The 23,587-nt window shown below is 60.1% G+C and carries 13 protein-coding genes, 2 tRNA genes and 3 rRNA genes; 6 read left to right on the forward strand and 12 right to left on the reverse strand.

Going from position 1 to position 23,587, the window contains the following annotated elements:
• Positions 1-70 precede the first annotated feature (70 nt).
• The 3 genes from FHR27_RS15900 to FHR27_RS15910 are packed head-to-tail and all read left to right on the forward strand — an operon-like array spanning position 71 to position 3,106.
• Positions 71-1,420 (forward strand): acyclic terpene utilization AtuA family protein, encoded by a 1,350-nt coding sequence (locus tag FHR27_RS15900; RefSeq protein ID WP_082045896.1) that lies wholly within the window; start codon positions 71-73, stop codon positions 1,418-1,420.
• Entirely contained in the window at positions 1,420-1,743 is a 324-nt protein-coding gene (locus FHR27_RS15905; RefSeq protein WP_042556178.1) for an AtuA-related protein, read from the forward strand. Before FHR27_RS15900 ends, FHR27_RS15905 begins: the two co-directional genes overlap by 1 nt.
• Before the next feature lie 55 nt (positions 1,744-1,798).
• Positions 1,799-3,106, forward strand: coding sequence for a CitMHS family transporter (locus FHR27_RS15910; protein ID WP_042556177.1), 1,308 nt, complete (start codon positions 1,799-1,801; stop codon positions 3,104-3,106).
• A gap of 1,151 nt (positions 3,107-4,257) precedes the next feature.
• On the opposite strand, the gene FHR27_RS15915 is transcribed toward FHR27_RS15910, so the two are convergent.
• Both FHR27_RS15915 and FHR27_RS15920 read right to left on the reverse strand, forming a co-directional pair.
• On the reverse strand, positions 4,258-5,502 hold the full coding sequence (locus FHR27_RS15915) for a saccharopine dehydrogenase family protein (RefSeq protein ID WP_179539034.1): 1,245 nt from the start codon (positions 5,500-5,502) through the stop codon (positions 4,258-4,260).
• Between the two features lie 243 nt (positions 5,503-5,745).
• Positions 5,746-6,843 carry a carboxynorspermidine decarboxylase gene (locus tag FHR27_RS15920; protein WP_042556176.1) on the reverse strand — a complete coding sequence of 366 codons (1,098 nt, stop codon included), beginning with the start codon at positions 6,841-6,843 and terminating at the stop codon, positions 5,746-5,748.
• Positions 6,844-7,113: 270 nt separating this feature from the next.
• Between FHR27_RS15920 and mksB the strand changes: the two genes are divergently transcribed.
• The 3 genes from mksB (at position 7,114) to mksF (ending at position 12,004) form a co-directional block, all read left to right on the forward strand.
• Positions 7,114-8,358 carry an Mks condensin complex protein MksB gene (mksB, locus tag FHR27_RS15925; RefSeq protein WP_042556175.1) on the forward strand — a complete coding sequence of 415 codons (1,245 nt, stop codon included), beginning with the start codon at positions 7,114-7,116 and terminating at the stop codon, positions 8,356-8,358.
• Positions 8,359-8,477: 119 nt separating this feature from the next.
• Positions 8,478-9,173: an Mks condensin complex protein MksE gene (mksE, locus tag FHR27_RS15930; RefSeq protein ID WP_042556174.1), complete on the forward strand. Its 696-nt coding sequence runs from the start codon at positions 8,478-8,480 to the stop codon at positions 9,171-9,173.
• A complete protein-coding gene (gene mksF, locus FHR27_RS15935; protein WP_179539035.1) occupies positions 9,170-12,004 on the forward strand; it encodes an Mks condensin complex protein MksF in 2,835 nt (944 codons plus the stop codon). Before mksE ends, mksF begins: the two co-directional genes overlap by 4 nt.
• 60 nt (positions 12,005-12,064) lie before the next feature.
• Here the strand turns inward: mksF and FHR27_RS15940 are convergent, their stop codons facing one another.
• From FHR27_RS15940 to msrP, 10 genes are all read right to left on the reverse strand, one after another.
• On the reverse strand, positions 12,065-14,362 hold the full coding sequence (locus FHR27_RS15940) for a PqiB family protein (protein WP_179539036.1): 2,298 nt from the start codon (positions 14,360-14,362) through the stop codon (positions 12,065-12,067).
• Positions 14,355-14,978 (reverse strand): paraquat-inducible protein A, encoded by a 624-nt coding sequence (locus tag FHR27_RS15945; protein ID WP_042556171.1) that lies wholly within the window; start codon positions 14,976-14,978, stop codon positions 14,355-14,357. Before FHR27_RS15945 ends, FHR27_RS15940 begins: the two co-directional genes overlap by 8 nt.
• The gene (locus FHR27_RS15950) at positions 14,965-15,624 is read right to left on the reverse strand and encodes a paraquat-inducible protein A (RefSeq protein ID WP_042556170.1); all 660 of its coding nucleotides are present in this window, start codon (positions 15,622-15,624) and stop codon (positions 14,965-14,967) included. Before FHR27_RS15950 ends, FHR27_RS15945 begins: the two co-directional genes overlap by 14 nt.
• Before the next feature lie 572 nt (positions 15,625-16,196).
• Positions 16,197-16,312, reverse strand: a 5S ribosomal RNA gene (gene rrf, locus FHR27_RS15955).
• Between the two features lie 138 nt (positions 16,313-16,450).
• A 23S ribosomal RNA gene (locus tag FHR27_RS15960) occupies positions 16,451-19,341 on the reverse strand.
• Positions 19,342-19,598: 257 nt separating this feature from the next.
• Positions 19,599-19,674, reverse strand: a tRNA-Ala gene (locus FHR27_RS15965).
• Positions 19,675-19,705: 31 nt separating this feature from the next.
• A tRNA-Ile gene (locus FHR27_RS15970) sits at positions 19,706-19,782 on the reverse strand.
• Positions 19,783-19,846: 64 nt separating this feature from the next.
• A 16S ribosomal RNA gene (locus FHR27_RS15975) occupies positions 19,847-21,383 on the reverse strand.
• The 16S, 23S and 5S rRNA genes sit together here with 2 tRNA genes alongside, the layout of an rRNA operon.
• Before the next feature lie 550 nt (positions 21,384-21,933).
• Positions 21,934-22,566 carry a protein-methionine-sulfoxide reductase heme-binding subunit MsrQ gene (msrQ, locus tag FHR27_RS15980; RefSeq protein WP_042553036.1) on the reverse strand — a complete coding sequence of 211 codons (633 nt, stop codon included), beginning with the start codon at positions 22,564-22,566 and terminating at the stop codon, positions 21,934-21,936.
• On the reverse strand, positions 22,566-23,579 hold the full coding sequence (gene msrP / locus FHR27_RS15985) for a protein-methionine-sulfoxide reductase catalytic subunit MsrP (protein WP_042553035.1): 1,014 nt from the start codon (positions 23,577-23,579) through the stop codon (positions 22,566-22,568). The genes msrQ and msrP overlap by 1 nt, the downstream gene beginning before the upstream one ends.
• Between the last annotated feature and the right edge of the window lie 8 nt (positions 23,580-23,587).

Here is a 23,587-nt window from a genome sequence, read left to right on the forward strand (position 1 = left end):
TATCACATTTCGAATTCACAACTAAATCCAGACGCTGCAGGCTGACACCCGACCTCGACCTGGATCAATAATGATGACAACAGTCCATATCGGTTGCGGGGCAGGCTTCGCCAACGATAGACCCGATGCCGCCCTGGCGCTGGCGAGCGATCTGGCCGCTCGTGACGGCCGCCGCTTCCTGTTCTTCGAACTGCTCGCCGAACGCACCCTGGCCGAGGCGCAGCTTCGTCGCCTGGCTGACGCGGAAAGCGGCTACGCCACCCGCCTATTCGACTTTCTCGAGCCTGTGCTGGATATCTGCCTGGCTGCCGGCATCCCGATCATCACCAATGGCGGCGCGGCCAATCCCAGCGCTGCGGCCCGGCGCCTGCGCAAGCAACTGCAGGCTGGCCGCTTCGCAGCGGCGCGAATTGCCTGCGTACTGGGTGACGATCTGCTCGGGTCGGGCGAGGTGCTACGACGCTGGCTGCCAGAGACACTCGACGGCGAGGTGGTGTCGGTCAACGTCTACACCGGTGCCGATGGCATCGCCCAGGCCCTCGACGAAGGTGCCGACATCGTCCTTTGCGGGCGCGTGGCCGACCCAAGCCTGGCGGTTGGCCCGCTACGCCATGCCTTCGGCTGGCAGGCCGAGGATTGGGACCGCATTGCCCTGGCCACTGCGGTTGGCCATTTGCTGGAATGCTGCACCCAGGTCAGCGGTGGCTACTTCGCCCATCCGGGCCTCAAGGATGTGCCGGATCTGGCCAACGTCGGTTGCCCGATCGCCAGCGTCCAGGCCGACGGCCGTGTGACCATCGGCAAAGCCGCCGGCACCGGTGGCTGCGTCAGCGAACGCACGGTCAAGGAGCAGTTGCTCTATGAAGTCCATGACCCCGCTGCCTACCTGACCCCGGACGTGACTCTCGACCTGAGCCAGGCAACAGTTCGGCAGGTCGGTCCTGATCGTGTAGAGGTAGAAGGCATACGCGGTCATCCACGCCCCGCCGAACTGAAAGGGCTGGTCGGTCTGCGTGGCAACTGGTTCGCCGAGGCGGAAATCTCTTACGCAGGGCCCGGCGCCCTCGCCCGCGCCGCCCTGGCCCGGGACATTCTGCTGCAGCGCTGCGCCCGCCTGGCGCCGCGGCTCACGCCCTGGATCGATCTGATTGGGGTCGCCAGCCTGTTCAACGACGCGCGAGGCGAGTGGCTGCAGCAGCGCCTGGCCAACGCAGCGGACCCGCAGGATGTGCGCCTGCGCATCAGCTTCGTCGACCACGACAGGGCACTGCTGGAAAACCTTCTGCTCGACGCCGAGTCGCTCTACACCAACGGCCCGGCGGGCGGCGGCGGTGTGCGCCGGCATCTGAGCGAATCCCTGGGCACGGCGAGTTTCTTAATCCCACGCACCGCGGTGCAGCAACAGGTGGAGTGGTTCTGATGAGCGATACGGTATTGCTATGCGATTACGCCCACGCTCGCGCAGGCGACAAGGGCAACATCCTCAGCGTGGCAGTGTTCGCCTATGACCCGGCGCATTACGCCTGGCTGGTCGCCGAGCTGACCAGCGAACGCGTGGCGGGCTGCCTGGCCCACCGGCGGATCGGCAGCGTACGCCGTTATGAGCTGCCGAACCTGGGCGGCCTCAACTTCGTGGTGGAAAACGCCCTGGAGGGCGGCGTCAACGCCAGCCCCGGCATCGACCGGCATGGCAAGAGCCTCAGCTATGCCCTGCTTGACCTGAGGCTTCCCACGCCCTCCTGAGCTCACCCAACGCCAGACCCGCGACTCCAACAATAATAAAACCGGAGAGATCGTCATGATCACCGCACTCGGTTTCACCCTGATGTTCGCCATCGTCATCCTGATTCTGATGCGCCGCATCACCCCGCTGGTGGCCTTCGTCACACTGCCGGTCATCGCTTGCCTGCTGGCCGGTTTCGCGCCCGCGCAAATCGGCACGTTCATCACCGAAGGGCTGAAGACCGTGGCGCCTACAGCCACGCTGTTCATCTTCGCCATTCTGTATTTCGGCATCATGCGTGATCGTGGTCTGTTCGACCCGCTGGTGCGTTTCCTGCTCAAAAGCACCAAGGGTCGTCCGCTGGCGGTCGCCATCGTTACCGTCGCGGTGACGGCGGTCACTCATCTGGACGGCATCGGCGCCGCCACCTTTCTGCTGGTGATTCCCGCCTTGCTGCCGCTGTACCTGCGCCTGGGCATGAGCCGGCAGATGCTGCTCTGCCTGGTGGTGCTCAGCGCCGGGGTGATGAACATGGTGCCCTGGGGCGGCACCACCACGCGCGCTGCCGCGGTGTCCGGGCTGGATGCCTCGCAGCTGTGGATATCGCTGATCCCGATCCAGGCCATCGGCCTTGCTCTGGTGATGTCGCTGGCGGTATTTCTCGGCCTGCGCGCGCAACGCAGCTTCGCCGCCAGCGGTGGTGTGATCGATGACAGCGAACCGGCCGACGCGCCGCTGCCCGACACCTCGCAGATGCTGCCCCCCAATACCTGGCTCTATTGGGCCAATCTGGCGCTGACCGCGGGCATCCTGGCCTGCCTGTTCACCGGTGCTTTCCCGCTGTTCGCCTGTTTCATGGTCGGCCTGGGGGTGGCGTTACTGCTCAACTATCCAAGCCTGGACGAACAGAACCGCGCCCTGCGCGCACACGCCACCGATGCCATGCAAATGGCCCTGGTGATGCTCGCTGCCGGCATCCTGCTCGGGGTACTGGCCGGTGCCGGCATGTCCGACGGCATGGCCCACTGGATGATCAACGTGCTGCCCGAAGGCTCGGCCAACTGGATTCACGTGATCATCGGCGCTTTCGGCGTGCCGCTGGGCATGCTGTTCTCGCCGGATGCTTACTACTTCGCACTGCTGCCCGTGATTCGTGATGTCGCGGTAGCGGCTGGCGTCGACCCGGCCGCCGTGGCCAGTGCCATGCTGATCGGCGAAAACACCGGCTTCGGCGTCAGCCCGGTGGTACCCAGCGTGTACCTGGCCATCGGCCTGGCCGGTGTCGAGCTGTACAAGCACATCCGTTACACCGTGCTGTGGGCCTGGGGCATCAGCCTGATCATGCTGGCCTCGGCGGTGCTGCTGGGGGTGGTGACGGTCTGAGCGAGCCCGCGCGAAGCCGTAGACGCCCGCTTGCAGGCGGTGCGATGGCGGGCATTGCCTTTATCTGCGCCATGGCCACCATTCGCCGGCAAGCCGGCTCCTACAGGATCACGGTGATCGTGCCAAGCGTAGGAGCCCGCTTGCGGGCGATGCGATGGCGGGCATTGCCGGTATCTGCGCCATGGCCGCCATTCGCCGGCAAGCCGGCTCCTACGGATCACGGTGATCTTGCTACGCGTAGGAGCCCGCTTGCGGGCGATGCGATGGCGGGCATTGCCGGTATCTGCGCCATGGCCGCCATTCGCCGGCAAGCCGGCTCCTACGGATCACGGTGATCTTGCTACGCGTAGGAGCCCGCTTGCGGGCGATGCGATGGCGGGCATTGCCGGTATCTGCGCCATGGCCGCTATTCGCCGGCAAGCCGGCTCCTACAGATCAAGGTGATCTTGCTACGCGTAGGAGCCCGCTTGCGGGCGATGCGATGGCGGGCATTGCCGGTATCCGCGCCATGGCCACCATTCGCCGGCAAGCCGGCTCCTACAGATCACGGTGATCGTGCTACTCGTAGGAGCCCGCTTGCGGGCGATGCGATGGCGAGCATTGCCGGTATCCGCGCCATGGCCACCATTCGCCGGCAAGCCGGCTCCTACAGATCACGGTGATCTTGCTACGCGTAGGAGCCCGCTTGCGGGCGATGCGATGGCGGGATTTGCCGGTAGTTGCGCCATGGCCACCATTCGCCGGCAAGCCGGCGCCTACAGATCACGGTGATCTTGCTACGCGTAGGAGCCCGCTTGCGGGCGATGCGATGGCGGGATTTGCCGGTAGTTGCGCCATGGCCACCATTCGCCGGCAAGCCGGCGCCTACAGGATCACGGTGATCTTGCTACGCGTAGGAGCCCGCTTGCGGGCGATGCGATGGCGGCCTTTGCCGGTATCCGCGCCATGGCCACCATTCGCCGGCAAGCCGGCTCCTACAGATCACGGTGATCTTGCTATGCGTAGGAGCCCGCTTGCGGGCGATGCGATGGCGGGATTTGCCGGTAGTTGCGCCATGGCCACCATTCGCCGGCATGCGAGTTCTCACCCGCATGGAAATGAAAAAGGACCGCCGAGGCGATCCTTTTTTGCAGCGAGTGTGCAAACACGTCTTACAGGGACTGATCCCACGGGCGGTCGCCGTGCTCATCCTTGATGCGCGTCGGCAGGCCCATCACGTCCAGCGCCTTGAGGAACGGCTGGGCTGGAAGCTCTTCGACGTTGACCATGCGATGCACGTCCCACTCGCCACGGGCAACCAGCAGGGCTGCCGCCACCGGTGGTACACCTGCGGTGTAGGAGATGCCCTGGCTGTCGGTCTCGGCATAGGCTTCTTCGTGGTCGGCCACGTTGTAGATGAACACTTCGCGCGGCTTGCCATCCTTGGTGCCTTTCACCAGATCACCGATGCAGGTCTTGCCGGTGTAGCCCGGCGCCAGCGAGGCGGGATCTGGCAGCACGGCCTTGACCACTTTCAGCGGCACGACTTGCAGGCCTTCTGCCGTGGTTACCGGTTGCTCGGAGAGCAGGCCAAGGTTCTTCAGTACGGTGAATACGTTGATGTAGTGCTCGCCGAAGCTCATCCAGAAACGCACGTTGGGCACGTTCAGGTTCTTGGAGATCGAGTGCACTTCATCGTGACCGGTCAGGTACAGGTTCTGCTCGCCGACAACGGGCAGGTCATCGGTACGCTTGACCTCGAACATGGTGTTGGTCGTCCACTGGCTGTTCTGCCAGCTGTAGACCTGTCCGGTGAATTCGCGGAAATTGATTTCCGGGTCGAAATTGGTGGCGAAGTACTTGCCGTGGGAGCCAGCATTGACGTCGAGGATGTCGATCGACTCGATCTTGTCGAAATGCTCTTGCTGGGCCAGTGCCGCATAGGCGTTGACCACACCCGGGTCGAAGCCCACGCCGAGAATGGCGGTGACGTTCTTCTGCTGGCATTCCTCGAGGTGTTTCCACTCGTAGTTGCCATACCAGGGCGGAGTTTCGCAGATCTTGCCCGGTTCTTCGTGAATGGCGGTGTCCAGATAGGCAACGCCGGTATCGATGCAGGCACGCAGCACCGACATGTTGAGGAAGGCGGAACCGACGTTGATGACGATCTGCGATTCGGTCTCGCGGATCAGCGTCTTGGTCGCCTCGATGTCCAATGCGTCAAGCGCGAATGCCTTGATCTCGGCCGCCTGTTTCAGGCTGCCCTTGGCATGCACGCTGTCGATGATGGCCTGGCATTTGGAGATGTTCCGTGACGCGATGGCAATACGACCGAGTTCGTCGTTGTGCTGCGCGCACTTGTGGGCCACCACCTTGGCGACACCTCCTGCACCAATGATAAGAACGTTCTTCTTCAATTGTTTCACCTCCAGATACTGCATGTGTTGAGAAAGTTACTGCGCTATCACAAGCCAACTCACGCCTGAGTACGGCGCTGAAAGCCATTCGATCCGGTGGGCTGAAGCCCACCCTACCCCGCACATCGCGGTATCACTACAGGTGACTCGTAGGGTGGACGTCGCTTCATCCGTCCACCAAACACGGTGTCCAAAAGAGCGCTGACCACGCGCCCCGGCCCCCCTACGCCCACATTGCGGCTGCTATGAAAGGCTCGACAGGTAGTCGTCGAAACCGAACTCGCGCACCACCTCGACACTGCCGTCGAGCTGCTTCACCACGATGGCCGGCATCTTCAGGCCGTTGAACCAGTTCTTCTTGACCATGGTGTAACCCGCCGCGTCGACGAACGACAGGCGATCGCCGATCTGCAGGGGCTTGGCGAACTGGTACTCGCCGAAGATATCGCCGGCCAGGCAGGATTTACCGCACACCATGTAGGTGTGCTCACCCTCGCTGGGCGCCAGTTTGGCGTTGAGGCGATAGATCAGCAGGTCGAGCATGTGCGCTTCGATGGAGCTGTCGACCACGGCCAGGTGCTTGCCGTTGTAGAGCGTGTCGAGCACGCTGACTTCCAGCGATGCGCTGCCGGTGATGGCCGCTTCGCCTGGTTCCAGATAGACCTGCACGCCATACTTCTCGGAGAACGCCTTGAGGCGCGCGCAGAAGGCGTCCAGCGCATAACCTTCGCCGGTGAAATGAATGCCGCCACCGAGGCTGACCCACTCGACCTTGTGCAGCAGGTGGCCGAAGCGCTCTTCGATGTGCGAAAGCATCGTGTCGAACAGGCCGAAGTCGCCGTTCTCGCAGTTGTTGTGGAACATGAAGCCGGAGATCCGATCGATCACCGCTTCGATCTTCGCCGGATCCCACTCGCCCAGGCGGCTGAACGGGCGCGCCGGGTCGGCCAGCAGATAATCCGAGCTGCTCACCTGCGGGTTCACGCGCAGGCCACGCACCTTGCCTTCGGACTGTTCGGCGAAGCGCTCGAGCTGGCCGATGGAGTTGAAGATGATCTTGTCGCAGTTGGCCAGCATCTCCTCGATCTCGTCGTCGGCCCAGGCCACGCTGTAGGCGTGGGTCTCGCCGGCGAACTTCTGGCGACCGAGCTTGAGCTCGTAGAGCGAGCTTGATGTGGTGCCGTCCATGTACTGCTGCATCAGGTCGAAGACCGACCAGGTGGCGAAGCACTTGAGCGCCAGCAGCGCCTTGGCACCGGAGTGTTCACGCACGTAGGCGATCTTCTCCATGTTGCCCAGCAGCTTCTGTTTGTCGATGAGGTAGTACGGCGTTTTGATCATTGCGCAGTCCGTAATAAAGGTCGGCCAACAGGAGCCCGCCAGCCTCCTGAAAAAAGCGGACGCGAATTGTGCCGACAACCGCCACAGATCGAAAGGCCGCTGAGCATATTTTGTCCATTTGCGGATATTTCAGGCCGCGAACCGATCAGCGTCCAACGCGCTATTCGCCGCCGAGCATGCCCATCGGCGATGACGACCGCGTGACAATGCAGCGGCATGCCGCTTTCCCGTACAATTGGCGTTTTTTCGAAATCGAGCGACCGCCCCGCGATGATCGACCCCAAACGCGTATTGCGCGCCCTAGCCGAGCACTGGGCGCTGCTCGAACCGCTCTGTGAAAGCTTCGATAGCGGCACCCTGAGCCTGGTCGAGCTGCGCAAGCAGCTTACCGCCCAGTTGCCGCCGCAAAGTACCGCGGTGGACGTCACTGCCCTGCTCGACCAGTGGATCCGTCTGGATATTCTGGTACCAGTGGCCAAGAGCCCCAACCGTTTCGAGCTCAACGCGCAGATTCACGACTTTCTCGCCTACCTGCGCCGCGAGCACCGCCTCGGCCTGTGCCTGGAAATCGAAGCCTACCTGCGCCACCTCGAGCGCCTGGCCGGCTACATCCAGGACGCCTTCGAGATACGCGACGGCAACGATCTGGCCCGCCAGTTGCGCCTGCTCGACATGCGCGTGCGAGACGTTCTGAAGAAGCTGGGCAACGATGAACAGGCGCTGATGGGCGTGGCCGAACGGGCCAAGACCAGCGACCGGCAGATCCCCCTGCGCCAGCGCTACGCCGAAGTGCTGGCCACCTGGGACGAGTACGTCGAGCCGATGATCCAGTTGGTCGCCGCCGACGGCGCCTTCGAGCAGGGTGTGCGCCGTGTCGAGCAGGTGCTGCTCAAGCTGCTCGGCGAACAGCAGCGCCTCGGCCAACTGGTCGATGATGACCTGCTGCTGCGTACCCATGCCCGTATTCTGGAAATGCAGACCACCGCCCAGTTGACCCTGCGCAAGGCCCGCGAGCTGCTGCTGCCGCTGCGCGAAGAGGCACGCCGGCACAACGCCGTGACCCGCGGTGCGGCGCTGGCGCTGTCGGTGATCCGCAAGAAGGGCATCGAGGCGGTGCCGCAGGCTGCGATGCCGATGTTCACCCGCCCGCAGAGCAACTTCCTCGGCAGCGCGTCCCAGGTCGAGGCCTATGTGTATGCACTGGCTCGCTTCGAGGCCAAGCCCAATCATTTCCCGAAGGCCAGCGGCAAGCGCAAGGGCGACAGCCCACGGGCACCGAAAACCGCACGGGAAATGATCGACCGCTGCGAGCAGTCGCTGCCGCTGCCGGACCTGATGACCTGGCTGCTGGAACAGGAGCCCGAGGGCGCCACCGACGAACTGCTCTACTGGTTCTCGCGCCTGTCGCGCGAAGGCCGCTTCCAGCGCGATCGCCTGGAGCGCCAGGTCTACCTGACCCGCGAGCACGAGATCAGCCTCGCGTCCTTCGCCCTGGTGGGCCGGCCCAGTGCCTGATTTTTACGTAGGGTGGACCGGGGCGCGCAGGCAACGCCGTCTTTTGTCCACCTTATTGATTGCCATGCGGTGGACGGATAAAGCGCCGTCCACCCTACGACTGCCCGTGAGCATGACGCATGAACATTGATTTGAAAGAAATGACCCAGCTCGCAGCCGCGTTCCGCGACCTGTTCAAGGGCTACCACATCTCGCGCAGCGAGCCCGAGTGCTACGCCCAGCTGTCCAGCATGCAGGACCAGTATCGCGCGCTGTTCCGCGCCCTGGGCTTCGAGCTGGTGTGCGACCCGCGCGGCTTCTACTACTTCGTGCCGGAGCAGGCCGCGCCGCAGGTCAACAAGACCGCCCAGCGCCTGGCGCTGTTCACATTCATCCTGGTCGAGCACCTGGCCGATCAGGGTCGCGACCCGCTGTCGGTGCTCGACGGCGGCAGCATCGGCCGTGACGAGTTGCCGGCCCTGCTCGACAAGTACCGCGACCTGTTCCTGCAGGCCGAAGTGACCACCCATGAAGAGCTCGAAGACAAGGTCATTCGCCGCCTGACCCAGCTCGGTTTCGCCGAGGACAGCAACGGCGTGTACCGCTTCCTGCCGCCGATGCATCGTTTCCTCGACGTCTGCCTGGCGGTGCAGCACGACCGTGATCTGGCAGCCAGCCTGCACAGCTCGGAACTGTCGCTGCCGGCGCCGGTGCTGATCGACGATGACAGTGGTGACCCGATCATCACCCTCGACGATGCCGTCGAAGAAACCGAGGAACAAGCCATGGCCCGCGCCCTGGCCGAAGAGCGCGCTGCACAGGAGCAAGACGCATGACCCAGGAACGCTACGGCATCCGCCGCTTCGCTCTGCTGAACACCGCCGGCTACAGCCTCGGCCTGTTTCCACTGGAAAACCCGCTGTCGGTCTATGGTGCCAACAACCTCGGCAAATCGGCGTCGATCAACGCCCTGCAGTTCCCGATCCTGGCGCGCATGTCGGACATGAGCTTCGGCAAGTACAGCCTGGAGCAGTCGCGCAAGTTCTACTTCGCCACCGACACCAGCTACATCCTCGTCGAAGTCGCCCTGCCCCATGGTCCGCACGTGATCGGTGTGGCGGGGCGTGGCCCCGGCGGCGGCTTCGGCCATCAGTTTTTCGCCTACGCGGGCGAACTGGATCTGGATCACTACCAGCAGGGTGGCACCTGCCTGCGTCAGCGCGAGCTGTTCAAGAACCTCGGCCAGGCCGGCATCACCGCCTATGAGCTCAAGCCCGACGAACTGCGCCGACTGCTGGTCGGCGGGCACACCAGCATCCCGCTGGATCTGACCCTGATTCCGTTGCGCTCCACCAGCGAGCAGAGCCTGAAGACCTTCCGCGCGTTGTTCATCAACCTGCTGCACATGCGCGAAATCACCGCTGCCAAGCTCAAGCAGCTGTTCCTCGACGCTTTCGAGCACAGCCTGCGCTCTGGCAGCGTCGACTACATCGCCGCCACCGAAGAGGCCTTCCGCGACGTGCGCCGCATGGAGCAGGACTACCAGGCGCTGGTCACCGCTGGCCCGCTGATCGAGGCACTGGCGTCCGGCGTGACCCAGCGCGAACAGCTACGCGGCAAGCTGCATCGCCTGTCGCCGCTGCTCGACTCGCTGCTCGGCACCTGGCACGACTATGCCGATGCCCGCAAGGAAGAGCTGGTGATCCAGGCCGAGCACTACCGCAACGAGCAGGATGGCCTGCAGAACGATCAGCGCGGCGGCACTCAGGAACTGATGCGCATGGAGCGCGAGATCAGCGAGATCCAGCGCTGGCTCGGCGAGCTGGCGGTGCTGAAGAACCGCTTCGCCCTGGTCGACGACGTCAAGGTACTGGAAGCCCAGTTGCTGGCCGCCAAGGATGCCCACGACGAACTGGCCGGGGCCCTGGCGCAGTCCCGCCAGTTCTCCAGCGAAGACCTGGACGAACGCCTGCGCGATCTGGAGAAACGTCTCAAGTCGGTCAAGCAGCAGCTCGACCACGCCGACAACAACAGTTACTCGCGCCTGCGCGAAGAGTTCTCCCAGGCCGACGTTGATCGCCTGATGCGCCTGTTCAACGGCCAGCTATTCAGCCTGCCACTGGGCGAGAAAGGCATTCAGCTCGACGACGGCGATGTGTGGGTCAAATCCCTGGAAGCGATTCTCGACAGCTTCAAGGGCGAACACTTCCAGGTGCCCGGTCTGGACATCGACCTCTCGAACATCGAGCCGCCTGCCCTGCAGGCCCTGGCCGATCGCGCCGCACTGCGTGACCAGAAGGATCGCCTCGACCGCGAGTACAAGCAGCTCAAGACCCAGCAATCGGTGGCAGCCGACCGTGCCGCCAGCAAGGCCCAGGCCGAGCAGCTGTACCAGGCCGTACTCGACGCTCAGAAGGCGCTGGAAGACTTCCGTCGCAGCCAGACACTGACCGCCGAAGAAGACGGCAAGCTGGAAAAGCTCGCCCAGTTGGAAGGCGCTCAGGACGAACTCAAGCGTGCCAGTGATGCCTTCACCGAGCGCGTCCAGCAGCTCTCCGCCAAACTGCAACTGGTCGGCCGGCAGATCGCCGATCTGGAGGCCAAGGAGCGCACCCTGGAAGATGCCCTGCGCCGTCGCCAATTGCTGCCCGCCGACCTGCCCTTCGGCACGCCCTACATGGAGCCGGTCGACGACTCACTGGACAACCTGCTGCCGCTGCTCAACGACTACCAGGACACCTGGCAGGGCCTGCAGCGCATCGACGGGCAGATCGAGGCGCTGTACGCCCAGGTCCGCCTCAAGGGGGTCGCCAAGTTCGACAGCGAAGATGACATGGAGCGCCGCCTGAAGCTGCTGGTCAACGCCTATGCCCACCGCCAGGACGAAGCCCTGACCCTGGCCAAGGCACGTCGTGCCGCGGTGACCGACATAGCCCGCACGCTGCGCAATATCCGCAGCGACTACGACAACCTCGAGCACCAGTTGGCACTGTTCAACCGCGAGATCAACAAGCGTCAGGTTTCCAACCTGCAGAGCTTCCGCATCGTCCTGGCGCCAAACAAGGATGCCCTGCGGCATATCGATCAGATCATCCACAGCGCCGGTCAGTACGAAGAGGGCGAAACCCTGTCGGTATTCGACCTCAACCAGTCCAGCGAACAGGATGCCAAGAACGAAGAGGCCAAGGACTACCTGTCACGCCTGGTCGCTGCCAACGGCAACCAGCTGGGCCTGAAGGATCTCTTCGAACTGGCCTTCGAAATCACCAAGGTACACGGCCAGCCGGTGATCCACACCGACATCGATGGCGCAGCAAGCAACGGCACCACGATGACCATCAAGGCGCTGACCAACATGTACCTGCTGCTGCACCTGATGGATCGCGATCAGGCTGGCCGCGTACGCCTGCCCTACTACCTCGACGAGGCGGCGGACATCGACGAGCGCAACCAGCAGGCGCTGATCGAGACCAGCCTGCAACTCGGTTTCGTGCCGATTCTGGCCTCGGTTAAACCTCAGGTCTCGGCCACCGTGGCCATCGATCTGGAAGGTGGTAGCGGGCCGAACGGCATCTACATCGACGAAGCCGACTGGAAGTACATCAAACGCCGCGAGCAAGCCGAAGCACCGGCAAGCAGCGAACAGGATGCGGCCGAGCCGGCCTGATAGCGCTGTACAACGTAAAAGGCCCGCGTTTTCACGCGGGCCTTTTCGTTTACGGGCAAGTCACTTGGGCAGGGCGATTTTCGGCGCCCACTGCAGCCACTCCGGCTGCGACTCATCGAACAATGCGAACGTCTGCCCGGCTCTGGCCGTATTGCTGTCACCCTCCGGGGTGGCAAAGGCAACACCGCCGGCAACCAGGGTTTCCAGGGACTCGGTGCGGACCGTCATGCCCTTGAACAAGCCGACATCGATACCGAAACCCGAGCTGTTCCAGAAACGGCTGCCGGTTTTCACCAACCCGGCATAACGCGGCTCGATGAGCACCTCGATCAGTACCCGATCCGCCGTTGCCCCCAATTCGTAACCCGTTACCTTGCCGACCTGAATTTCCCGGTAGGTGACCGGCGCACCGGCCTTCAGCGAGCCGCGTCGCGCGGCACTCAGCACCAGGCGCAGGCCGGGCTCTTCGGCGACTTGCTCCGGTGGCTGCTCCAGAGCGACGAACTCGCTCTGCCGACCGTTGCTCTGCGCCGACGGCAGCACGTCGATGTACTGGCCACCGATCAGCGTGTCGAGGTTGGCGGCACCGGCAAGGCTCAGTTGAGGCTTGACCACCCAGAAGCGCGAGCCGGGCCGCAGCACCTGTTTGGCTGCCGTGGTGATCCGACCATGCAGCATGACTGCCTGCAGATCGTCGGTCAGCTCGACACGCTCGATCTTGCCGATCTGCAGCCCCTTGAAGCGGATCTCGGTGCCAGGTGAAAGGCCGTCACCCCGTGCAACGCGAATGCTCAGCGCATCACCGTGCTGCATCGCGGCATCGCGGTCGGCGTACAGGTTGAAGCGCTGCACGCGCTTGGCATCGGCCGGTGCGCTCAGGTCATCGGTCTCGAACGAAATACCGCCTGCCATCAGGGTCTGCAGGGATTCGCTCTTCACTTCGATACCGGACAAGCCGCCCTTGAGCGTTATCCCGCTGACGTTCCAGAAGCGCGTGGTGACGTTTACCAGCCCGGCATATTCCGGCTCGATGTGCACGCCAACTACCACCTGCTTGTTGTCTCTGGCCAACTGAAAGCTCTGCACCGTACCCACTTTCATCTGCCGGTAAAGGATGGGGCTGCCCACATCCACCGAGCCGAGCGTATCGCTGAACAGCACCAGGTGCAGGCCTTCGGCACCTAGATCCAGTGGGGGTGCCTTGGCCCGGGCGACGAAGTCCCGACGCGGCGCACCGCCCAGCTCACCGGGGCGAATGGCGATGTAGTTGCCCTTTACCAGCGCCTCGAGCCCCGTGATGCCAGCCAGGGAGATCGATGGCTTGACCACCCAGAACTGGCTGCCCTCGACCAGATAATCTTCGGCTAGAGGATCCATCGCCAGTTCGGCGGTGGCACTTTTCAAATCCGGATCGACCTTGAGGTTTTTCAGCGTGCCCGCCTGGATCCCCTTGTACATGACTGGCGTACGCCCAGCCTGGAGCCCCTCGAAGTCGGTGAGTTTGACCACCGCCTTGATACCCGCCTGGGCGGCATCGAAGTCCTCGTAGAGGCGAAAGGGTTTGCTCGGGTCGGTAGGCGGGCTGTCCTTGCGGTGCTCAGGTGTGGCGAAGGCGATGCCTCCCGCGACGATGCTGGCCAGAGACTCGCTGCGGAATTTCACGCCGGAGAAGTTGGCATCGACGCTGATGCCGCTGGCATTCCAGAAACGCGTATGTTTGCGCACGAGATCGGCATAGGCCGGCTCGATGAATACCTTCACATCGACCGAGGTCTGGTCATTGGCGAGCTCGTAGCTTTTCACCCGCCCGACCTGAATCTGCTTGTAGAACACCGGGCTGTCGCGGTTCAGCGAACCCAGTCGCTCGGCCTTGAGGGTCAGGTGCAGGCCGGGTTGTTCATCCGAAAGCGGCGGCGCCTGCGGCAGCGCCTGGAAATCGTAGGTCGGTTCACCGTTGCCAGGACTGACGGCGATGTAGTTGCCGGAGACCAGCGTTTCCAGACCGGTGATACCGGCCAGGCTCACACTCGGCTTGACCAGCCAGAAGCGCGTGCCGGCACGCAGTTGGTACTCGACGTCCTTGCTCATCTCCAGCGTGGCGATCACCCCACGCTGCTTCTCGCTCTGGTCCAGGGTCAGGCTCGTTACCTTGCCGATCGACATGCCCTTGTAGACGACCTCGGTCTTGCCTGCCTCGATGCCCTCGCCGCTGGCGAACACCACCTGGATCTCGATGCCTGCTTCACTGTAGGCACGCCAGCCCAGCCAGCCGCCAATCAGCAAGGCGATCAGTGGCAGCACCCATATCGCGGACCAGTTGGAGGCCGGACGCGTCCTGGCCGTGGGCAGATCATTCATGGTCGTCATCCGATTCCGTATTATCCCAAATCAATCGAGGGTCGAAGGTCAGTGCTGCCAGCATGGTCAGAATCACCACGCTGGCGAAAGCCACCGCTCCCATCCCTGGCTCGACGCTCGCCAGACTGCCGAATCTGACCACCGCCACCAGAATGGCAATGACGAAGATATCCAGCATCGACCAGCGCCCGATCCATTCGATGAAGCGGTACATCAAAATCCGTTGGCGCGCCGACATCGGCTGATGGCGCTGCACCGAGTAGAGCAGCAGGCCGATCCCGACCAGCTTGAAGGTCGGCACCAGGATGCTGGCGATGAAGACCACCGCAGCAATCGGCAGCATGCCATGTTCGAAGAGGGTGATGACACCCGACATGATGGTGTCCGGCTGCCCCTTGCCGAGGGAATTGACCGTCATGATCGGCAGCAGGTTCGCGGGAATGTAGAGAATGGCTGCCGTGATCAGCAATGCCCAGGTACGTACCAGGCTATTGGGCTGGCGCGGATGAACCCGCCCTCCACAGCGCGAACAGAACTGGCGCTTCAGCTCGGGCTCGTGACGGTTGAGCTGGTGGCATTCGTGGCAGATCAGCAACCCGGCATCAATGGCGCGCACTGATATCCTCCCCTGCCAGAGCTTCCCAGATCTGGTGGGGCGACATGGTCACCTCCAGCCAGACCTGCACCAACAGCAGCGCAATGAAACAGAACAAGCCGAAGCCCAGCGACAAGGCGGCGATATCGGCCAGTTTGACGATGGAAACCAGAATGCCCATCAGGTAGACCTCGAGCATGCCCCACTCGCGCATGTGGTGATAAATACGGTAAAGCAGCAGCCCGTAACCACGACCGATCTTCAGGCTGATGCTCAGCAACACCAGCAGTTGGCAGAGCAGCTTGAGCAGGGGCACCGCCATGCTGCACAGGAACACCACCACGGCGATGCTCTGCATACCGCTGTTATAAAGGCCCAGCACTCCGCTCCACACCGTATCGTTGGCGGTTTGCCCCAACAGGGTCAGATGCATGATCGGCAAGAAGTTCGCGGGGACATACAGCAGAAGCGCCGCGAGTACCAGAGCGAGGCTACGGCGCACCACCTGGTGACGGTGGTTGTAGAGCTCATAGCCACAACGCGGGCATTCGACGCTCTCACCATCTCCGATGTGCGGCTTGCGCATGAGCAGATCGCATTCATGGCATGCGACCAGCTCCGTCAGAGGTACTTCAGCTAACGACTGCTGCTCGGCCGACTGGGGCATGGATGGAATTCTCGAAGGGATCGAACCATTCTAAACGAGACCCCGTCGGCGGCGCACAGTTGTGCCGATAATTTCCGCTTGCAAACATTTCCCGGGGTACCGGGGCTGGCGTCGGTTACGTCCATTGTGCGTAGGCGGAAGGTATTTGAGCGCCCCAGTGACCCCATGCCTGCCCCGGTCAACCCAGGCTACAGAGCCACCTCAAAGCCCCGCAGGGCAGAAGACGCTTCACCCTTGCACCACTGCCCCACGAGCAGGACGACCTGCTGTAGGAGCCGGCTTGCCGGCGATGCTCTTGATCGCAGCTCGCCAGCAAGCTGGCTCCTACACGTGCTCCGTAGCCTGGGCTGGCGACGCGAAACCTGGGGCGCGATCCGTAGGGTGGAAGACGCTTCACCCTTCCACCACGCCCCGCGCGCAGGACAGCCTGCTGTAGGAGCCAGCTTGCTGGCGATGCTCTTAACCGCGGCTCGCCAGCAAGCTTGCGCCTACGTGCGGGCAGCCACAGCCTTTTCTGGCGCCGAAAAGACGAAACCCCAGACCTCTGTCGAGATCTGGGGTTTCTGGTAGAAGCTTGACGATGACCTACTCTCACATGGGGAGACCCCACACTACCATCGGCGATGCATCGTTTCACTACTGAGTTCGGGATGGGATCAGGTGGTTCCAACGCTCTATGGTCGTCAAGCAATCCGGTTGGGGAGTCGATGTTTAGGTCGCTTCCCCGAATTGGGTATGTGATATCGGTTGGTATTGCGTGTTCTTGCAAATTTTCGGCATTACTGTCGACTTCTACCGTCTAACAGCCAAATTGTTTGGGTGTTATATGGTCAAGCCTCACGGGCAATTAGTACTGGTTAGCTCAACGCCTCACAACGCTTACACACCCAGCCTATCAACGTCGTAGTCTTCGACGGCCCTTTAGGGAACTCAAGGTTCCAGTGAGATCTCATCTTGAGGCAAGTTTCCCGCTTAGATGCTTTCAGCGGTTATCTTTCCCGAACATAGCTACCCGGCAATGCCACTGGCGTGACAACCGGAACACCAGAGGTTCGTCCACTCCGGTCCTCTCGTACTAGGAGCAGCCCCTCTCAAATCTCAAACGTCCACGGCAGATAGGGACCGAACTGTCTCACGACGTTCTAAACCCAGCTCGCGTACCACTTTAAATGGCGAACAGCCATACCCTTGGGACCGGCTTCAGCCCCAGGATGTGATGAGCCGACATCGAGGTGCCAAACACCGCCGTCGATATGAACTCTTGGGCGGTATCAGCCTGTTATCCCCGGAGTACCTTTTATCCGTTGAGCGATGGCCCTTCCATACAGAACCACCGGATCACTAAGACCTACTTTCGTACCTGCTCGACGTGTCTGTCTCGCAGTCAAGCGCGCTTTTGCCTTTATACTCTACGACCGATTTCCGACCGGTCTGAGCGCACCTTCGTACTCCTCCGTTACTCTTTAGGAGGAGACCGCCCCAGTCAAACTACCCACCATACACTGTCCTCGATCCGGATAACGGACCAGAGTTAGAACCTCAAGGTTGCCAGGGTGGTATTTCAAGGTTGGCTCCATGAGAACTGGCGTCCCCACTTCAAAGCCTCCCACCTATCCTACACAAGCAAGCTCAAAGTCCAGTGCAAAGCTATAGTAAAGGTTCACGGGGTCTTTCCGTCTAGCCGCGGATACACTGCATCTTCACAGCGATTTCAATTTCACTGAGTCTCGGGTGGAGACAGCGCCGCCATCGTTACGCCATTCGTGCAGGTCGGAACTTACCCGACAAGGAATTTCGCTACCTTAGGACCGTTATAGTTACGGCCGCCGTTTACCGGGGCTTCGATCAAGAGCTTCGCGTTAGCTAACCCCATCAATTAACCTTCCGGCACCGGGCAGGCGTCACACCCTATACGTCCACTTTCGTGTTTGCAGAGTGCTGTGTTTTTAATAAACAGTCGCAGCGGCCTGGTATCTTCGACCGGCATGTGCTTACGGGGTAAACCCTTCACACTCACCGGCGCACCTTCTCCCGAAGTTACGGTGCCATTTTGCCTAGTTCCTTCACCCGAGTTCTCTCAAGCGCCTTGGTATTCTCTACCTAACCACCTGTGTCGGTTTGGGGTACGGTTCCTAATTACCTGAAGCTTAGAAGCTTTTCCTGGAAGCATGGCATCAACCACTTCATCGTCCTAAAGGACAACTCGTCATCAGCTCTCGGCCTTGAACGCCCGGATTTACCTAAGCATTCAGCCTACCACCTTAAACACGGACAACCAACGCCGTGCTGGCCTAGCCTTCTCCGTCCCTCCATCGCAGTAATTAGAAGTACGGGAATATTAACCCGTTTCCCATCGACTACGCATTTCTGCCTCGCCTTAGGGGCCGACTCACCCTGCGTCGATTAACGTTGCGCAGGAAACCTTGGTCTTTCGGCGTGGGAGTTTTTCACTCCCATTGTCGTTACTCATGTCAGCATTCGCACTTCTGATACCTCCAGCAAGCTTCTCAACTCACCTTCACAGGCTTACAGAACGCTCCTCTACCGCTCATCCTAAGATGAACCCGTAGCTTCGGTGTATGGTTTGAGCCCCGTTACATCTTCCGCGCAGGCCGACTCGACTAGTGAGCTATTACGCTTTCTTTAAAGGGTGGCTGCTTCTAAGCCAACCTCCTAGCTGTCTAAGCCTTCCCACATCGTTTCCCACTTAACCATAACTTTGGGACCTTAGCTGACGGTCTGGGTTGTTTCCCTTTTCACGACGGACGTTAGCACCCGCCGTGTGTCTCCCGTGCTGACACTTGCTGGTATTCGGAGTTTGCATCGGTTTGGTAAGTCGGGATGACCCCCTAGCCGAAACAGTGCTCTACCCCCAGCAGTGATACACGAGGCGCTACCTAAATAGCTTTCGAGGAGAACCAGCTATCTCCGAGCTTGATTAGCCTTTCACTCCGATCCACAGGTCATCCGCTAACTTTTCAACGGTAGTCGGTTCGGTCCTCCAGTTAGTGTTACCCAACCTTCAACCTGCCCATGGATAGATCGCCCGGTTTCGGGTCTATACCCAGCGACTAAACGCCCTATTAAGACTCGCTTTCGCTACGCCTCCCCTATTCGGTTAAGCTCGCCACTGAATATAAGTCGCTGACCCATTATACAAAAGGTACGCAGTCACAGAACAAGTCTGCTCCCACTGCTTGTACGCATACGGTTTCAGGATCTATTTCACTCCCCTCTCCGGGGTTCTTTTCGCCTTTCCCTCACGGTACTAGTTCACTATCGGTCAGTCAGTAGTATTTAGCCTTGGAGGATGGTCCCCCCATATTCAGACAAAGTTTCTCGTGCTCCGTCCTACTCGATTTCATTGAAAAGAGATTTTCGTGTACGGGGCTATCACCCACTACGGCGGCACTTTCCAGAGCCTTCCACTAATCTCAAATCAACTTAAGGGCTAGTCCCCGTTCGCTCGCCACTACTAAGGGAATCTCGGTTGATTTCTTTTCCTCAGGGTACTTAGATGTTTCAGTTCCCCTGGTTCGCCTCATGCACCTATGTATTCAGTGCATGATACCCAGCTTATGCTAGGTGGGTTCCCCCATTCAGAGATCTCTGGATCACAGTCTGTTTGCCGACTCCCCAAAGCTTATCGCAGGCTACAACGTCTTTCATCGCCTCTGACTGCCAAGGCATCCACCGTATGCGCTTCTTCACTTGACCATATAACCCCAAGCAATCTGGTTACTGTCTATAACGTGAAGACGACATTCGCCGAAAATTTGCACTTGAGAACAACGCAAATTTTACCTTGACCAGATCAATTACCAGTGAAAGTAATCAATCAGTCACTTCTATCACATACCCAAATTTTTAAAGAACGATTTTTCTGACTGGTCAAAGACCAGAAATCAACACTCTTCTGCCTAAACAGGAATGCTCATTTCTGAACTCTAATTCACATCAACAACGGCTGTAAGTGGTGGAGCCAAGCGGGATCGAACCGCTGACCTCCTGCGTGCAAGGCAGGCGCTCTCCCAGCTGAGCTATGGCCCCAAATACTTCCAAGGCCTGCACCCTCAACAATTGGTGGGTCTGGGCAGATTCGAACTGCCGACCTCACCCTTATCAGGGGTGCGCTCTAACCAACTGAGCTACAGACCCAATCGTCTTTCGCAATGAATCAAGCAATTCGTGTGGGTACTTATGAGAAGCTGGGATCTTCGATTAAGGAGGTGATCCAGCCGCAGGTTCCCCTACGGCTACCTTGTTACGACTTCACCCCAGTCATGAATCACACCGTGGTAACCGTCCTCCCGAAGGTTAGACTAGCTACTTCTGGTGCAACCCACTCCCATGGTGTGACGGGCGGTGTGTACAAGGCCCGGGAACGTATTCACCGTGACATTCTGATTCACGATTACTAGCGATTCCGACTTCACGCAGTCGAGTTGCAGACTGCGATCCGGACTACGATCGGTTTTATGGGATTAGCTCCACCTCGCGGCTTGGCAACCCTTTGTACCGACCATTGTAGCACGTGTGTAGCCCTGGCCGTAAGGGCCATGATGACTTGACGTCATCCCCACCTTCCTCCGGTTTGTCACCGGCAGTCTCCTTAGAGTTCCCACCATAACGTGCTGGTAACTAAGGACAAGGGTTGCGCTCGTTACGGGACTTAACCCAACATCTCACGACACGAGCTGACGACAGCCATGCAGCACCTGTGTCTGAGTTCCCGAAGGCACCAATCCATCTCTGGAAAGTTCTCAGCATGTCAAGGCCAGGTAAGGTTCTTCGCGTTGCTTCGAATTAAACCACATGCTCCACCGCTTGTGCGGGCCCCCGTCAATTCATTTGAGTTTTAACCTTGCGGCCGTACTCCCCAGGCGGTCAACTTAATGCGTTAGCTGCGCCACTAAAATCTCAAGGATTCCAACGGCTAGTTGACATCGTTTACGGCGTGGACTACCAGGGTATCTAATCCTGTTTGCTCCCCACGCTTTCGCACCTCAGTGTCAGTATCAGTCCAGGTGGTCGCCTTCGCCACTGGTGTTCCTTCCTATATCTACGCATTTCACCGCTACACAGGAAATTCCACCACCCTCTACCGTACTCTAGCTTGCCAGTTTTGGATGCAGTTCCCAGGTTGAGCCCGGGGCTTTCACATCCAACTTAACAAACCACCTACGCGCGCTTTACGCCCAGTAATTCCGATTAACGCTTGCACCCTCTGTATTACCGCGGCTGCTGGCACAGAGTTAGCCGGTGCTTATTCTGTCGGTAACGTCAAAACAGCAAAGTATTAATTTACTGCCCTTCCTCCCAACTTAAAGTGCTTTACAATCCGAAGACCTTCTTCACACACGCGGCATGGCTGGATCAGGCTTTCGCCCATTGTCCAATATTCCCCACTGCTGCCTCCCGTAGGAGTCTGGACCGTGTCTCAGTTCCAGTGTGACTGATCATCCTCTCAGACCAGTTACGGATCGTCGCCTTGGTGAGCCTTTACCCCACCAACTAGCTAATCCGACCTAGGCTCATCTATTAGCGCAAGGCCCGAAGGTCCCCTGCTTTCTCCCGTAGGACGTATGCGGTATTAGCGTTCCTTTCGAAACGTTGTCCCCCACTAATAGGCAGATTCCTAGGCATTACTCACCCGTCCGCCGCTGAATCAGGGAGCAAGCTCCCGTCAACCGCTCGACTTGCATGTGTTAGGCCTGCCGCCAGCGTTCAATCTGAGCCATGATCAAACTCTTCAGTTCAATACTGCATTGGGTTTTGATAAAACCCTAAACTTGGCTCAGCAATCGCAAACCTCTCTATCGCTAGAGAGTTAACTCTCGAATTAACGAGTGTTTACTTGTGATGCTGATAATCTTGCGATCACTCAGTCTTAACCCACAAGCACCCACACGAATTGCTTGATTCAGTTGTTAAAGAACGTTTGGTTAAGTCTTTCGTCTCAACCGAGGCGCGCATCTTACAGCAGCCTCATTTCCTGTCAAGCTGTTTTTGAAGAACTTTTTCTTTCTTCTCAACACCTTGCAGCGCCCCACCAGATCATCTTCTCTCCAGCGGGAGGCGCATTCTACAGCGTTACAAACCGCTGTCAACACCCTCTTTACCGCCTTCGATCAAACCTGATCGAACCATCAACAGAACCACTCAAACCACCCTGTCGATGCCGGCGCATTCTACTCGAATTCGCCGTCCGTGCAACCTTTATTTTCGTCTAACTTATTGTTTAATAAGGAGTTTTCAGATCAGGCCGCGCCGGAAGTGGTGCGCATTATAGGCCCCCACGAAATCAGGTCAAGGGCTTATTTCAGGTTTATTCGAAGTTTCCGCCCTTCTCCCCGCCAGGCGCGGAATTCGGCGCATTACCGGCGGGATCCGCAGCATCAGCAGCAACCCGCCCATGACGGCATAAACCGCCCATTCTTCGAGGTCGGCCCGCACGACCCACAACATATGCAGCAAGCCGAGCGGCAGAATCAGGTAGATGAGGCGATGCAGCTTCTTCCAGGATTTGCCGAGGCGCCGCTGGCTGTAGCGATTGGAGGTGACCGCCAATAGCAGCAGCCCGAACAGGGCGATAGCGCCGACGATGATATAGGGCCGCTTGCGCAACTCGACAGCCAGTTGCGACCAGTCCAGGCCGAGGATGAAAACCGCGTACGCAATCAGGTGCAGCACGCCATAGGCGAAGCACCAGAGACCGAGCTGACGACGCACGGCCATCCACCCGGACCAGCCGCTGAGTTTCTGCAGCGGCGTCATGCTCAATGTAATGAGCAACAGGATCAGCGTTCCCAACCCCAAGCGTTCGACCAGCACCTTGCCAGGATCCGGCCCCAAGGCGAAGAGCCAGGCCTGGTACAACCAATAGAGCGGCCAGACCGCAACCAACAGGAACACGCAAAGCCGCCATACCGGATGCCGCATCAATAATTCTTCCGTAGATCGAGGTTGCTATAAAGGCTGGCGACTTCATCGGAGTAACCGTTGAACATCTGAGTCTCGCGAACGTTGGGACTGAACAGCCCACTGGGCAGCCGTCGCTCACGGGCCTGGGTCCAGCGAGGATGGTCGACGGTCGGGTTGACGTTGGCGTAGAAGCCATACTCCTGTGCAGCGATGCTTTGCCAGGTGGTCTGCGGCTGCTCGCTGACCAGGCTGATGCGCACGATGGACTTGATACTCTTGAAGCCATACTTCCATGGCACCACCAACCGCAACGGAGCGCCGTTCTGGTTGGGTAGTTCGCGGCCGTACATACCCACGGCAAGAATGGCCAGCGGATGCATCGCTTCATCAAGCCGCAACCCTTCCACGTAGGGCCAGTCGATCAGGCCGAAACGCGAGCGCTGCCCCGGCATGCTGTCGGGATCCTCGAGGGTTTCGAAGCGAATGAATTTCGCGGCGGAGGTAGGCTCCACCTTATCGAGCAACGCGGAGATGGGGAAACCGATCCAGGGAATCACCATCGACCAGGCCTCCACACAGCGCAGGCGATAGATGCGCTCCTCCAACTGATAGGGCTTGATGAAGTCTTCCAGCGCATAGCGACCCGGCTTGCCGACTTCACCGTCGATCACCACGGACCAGGGTTCGGTTTTCAGGCTGCCAGCATTCGCGGCGGGGTCCGACTTGTCGGGGCCGAACTCATAGAAGTTGTTGTAGTGGGTGGCATCCCGAAAGGGTGTCAGCGCTTCGTCCTTGACGGTCACCGCCTCCCACTTGGTGGCAGCGATGCGCTCGCTCAGCCAGGCCGGCGCCTGCCCGACCTCGACATCCGCGTAGCGCTCGGCAACCGATGCCTGTGCCCACGCAGGCACACTGCCCAGCGCCACACCGGCGGCGGCAGCGGACATGAAGGTACGACGGGAGAGGTAGATGGACTCGGGAGTGACATCCGACTCTTTGCATTCGGATGACGGGGGGAGCTTGATCAGCATGGTGACTC

Origin of the sequence: Pseudomonas flavescens (genome assembly GCF_013408425.1) — a bacterium.
GTDB classification, from domain to species: domain Bacteria; phylum Pseudomonadota; class Gammaproteobacteria; order Pseudomonadales; family Pseudomonadaceae; genus Aquipseudomonas; species Aquipseudomonas fulva_A.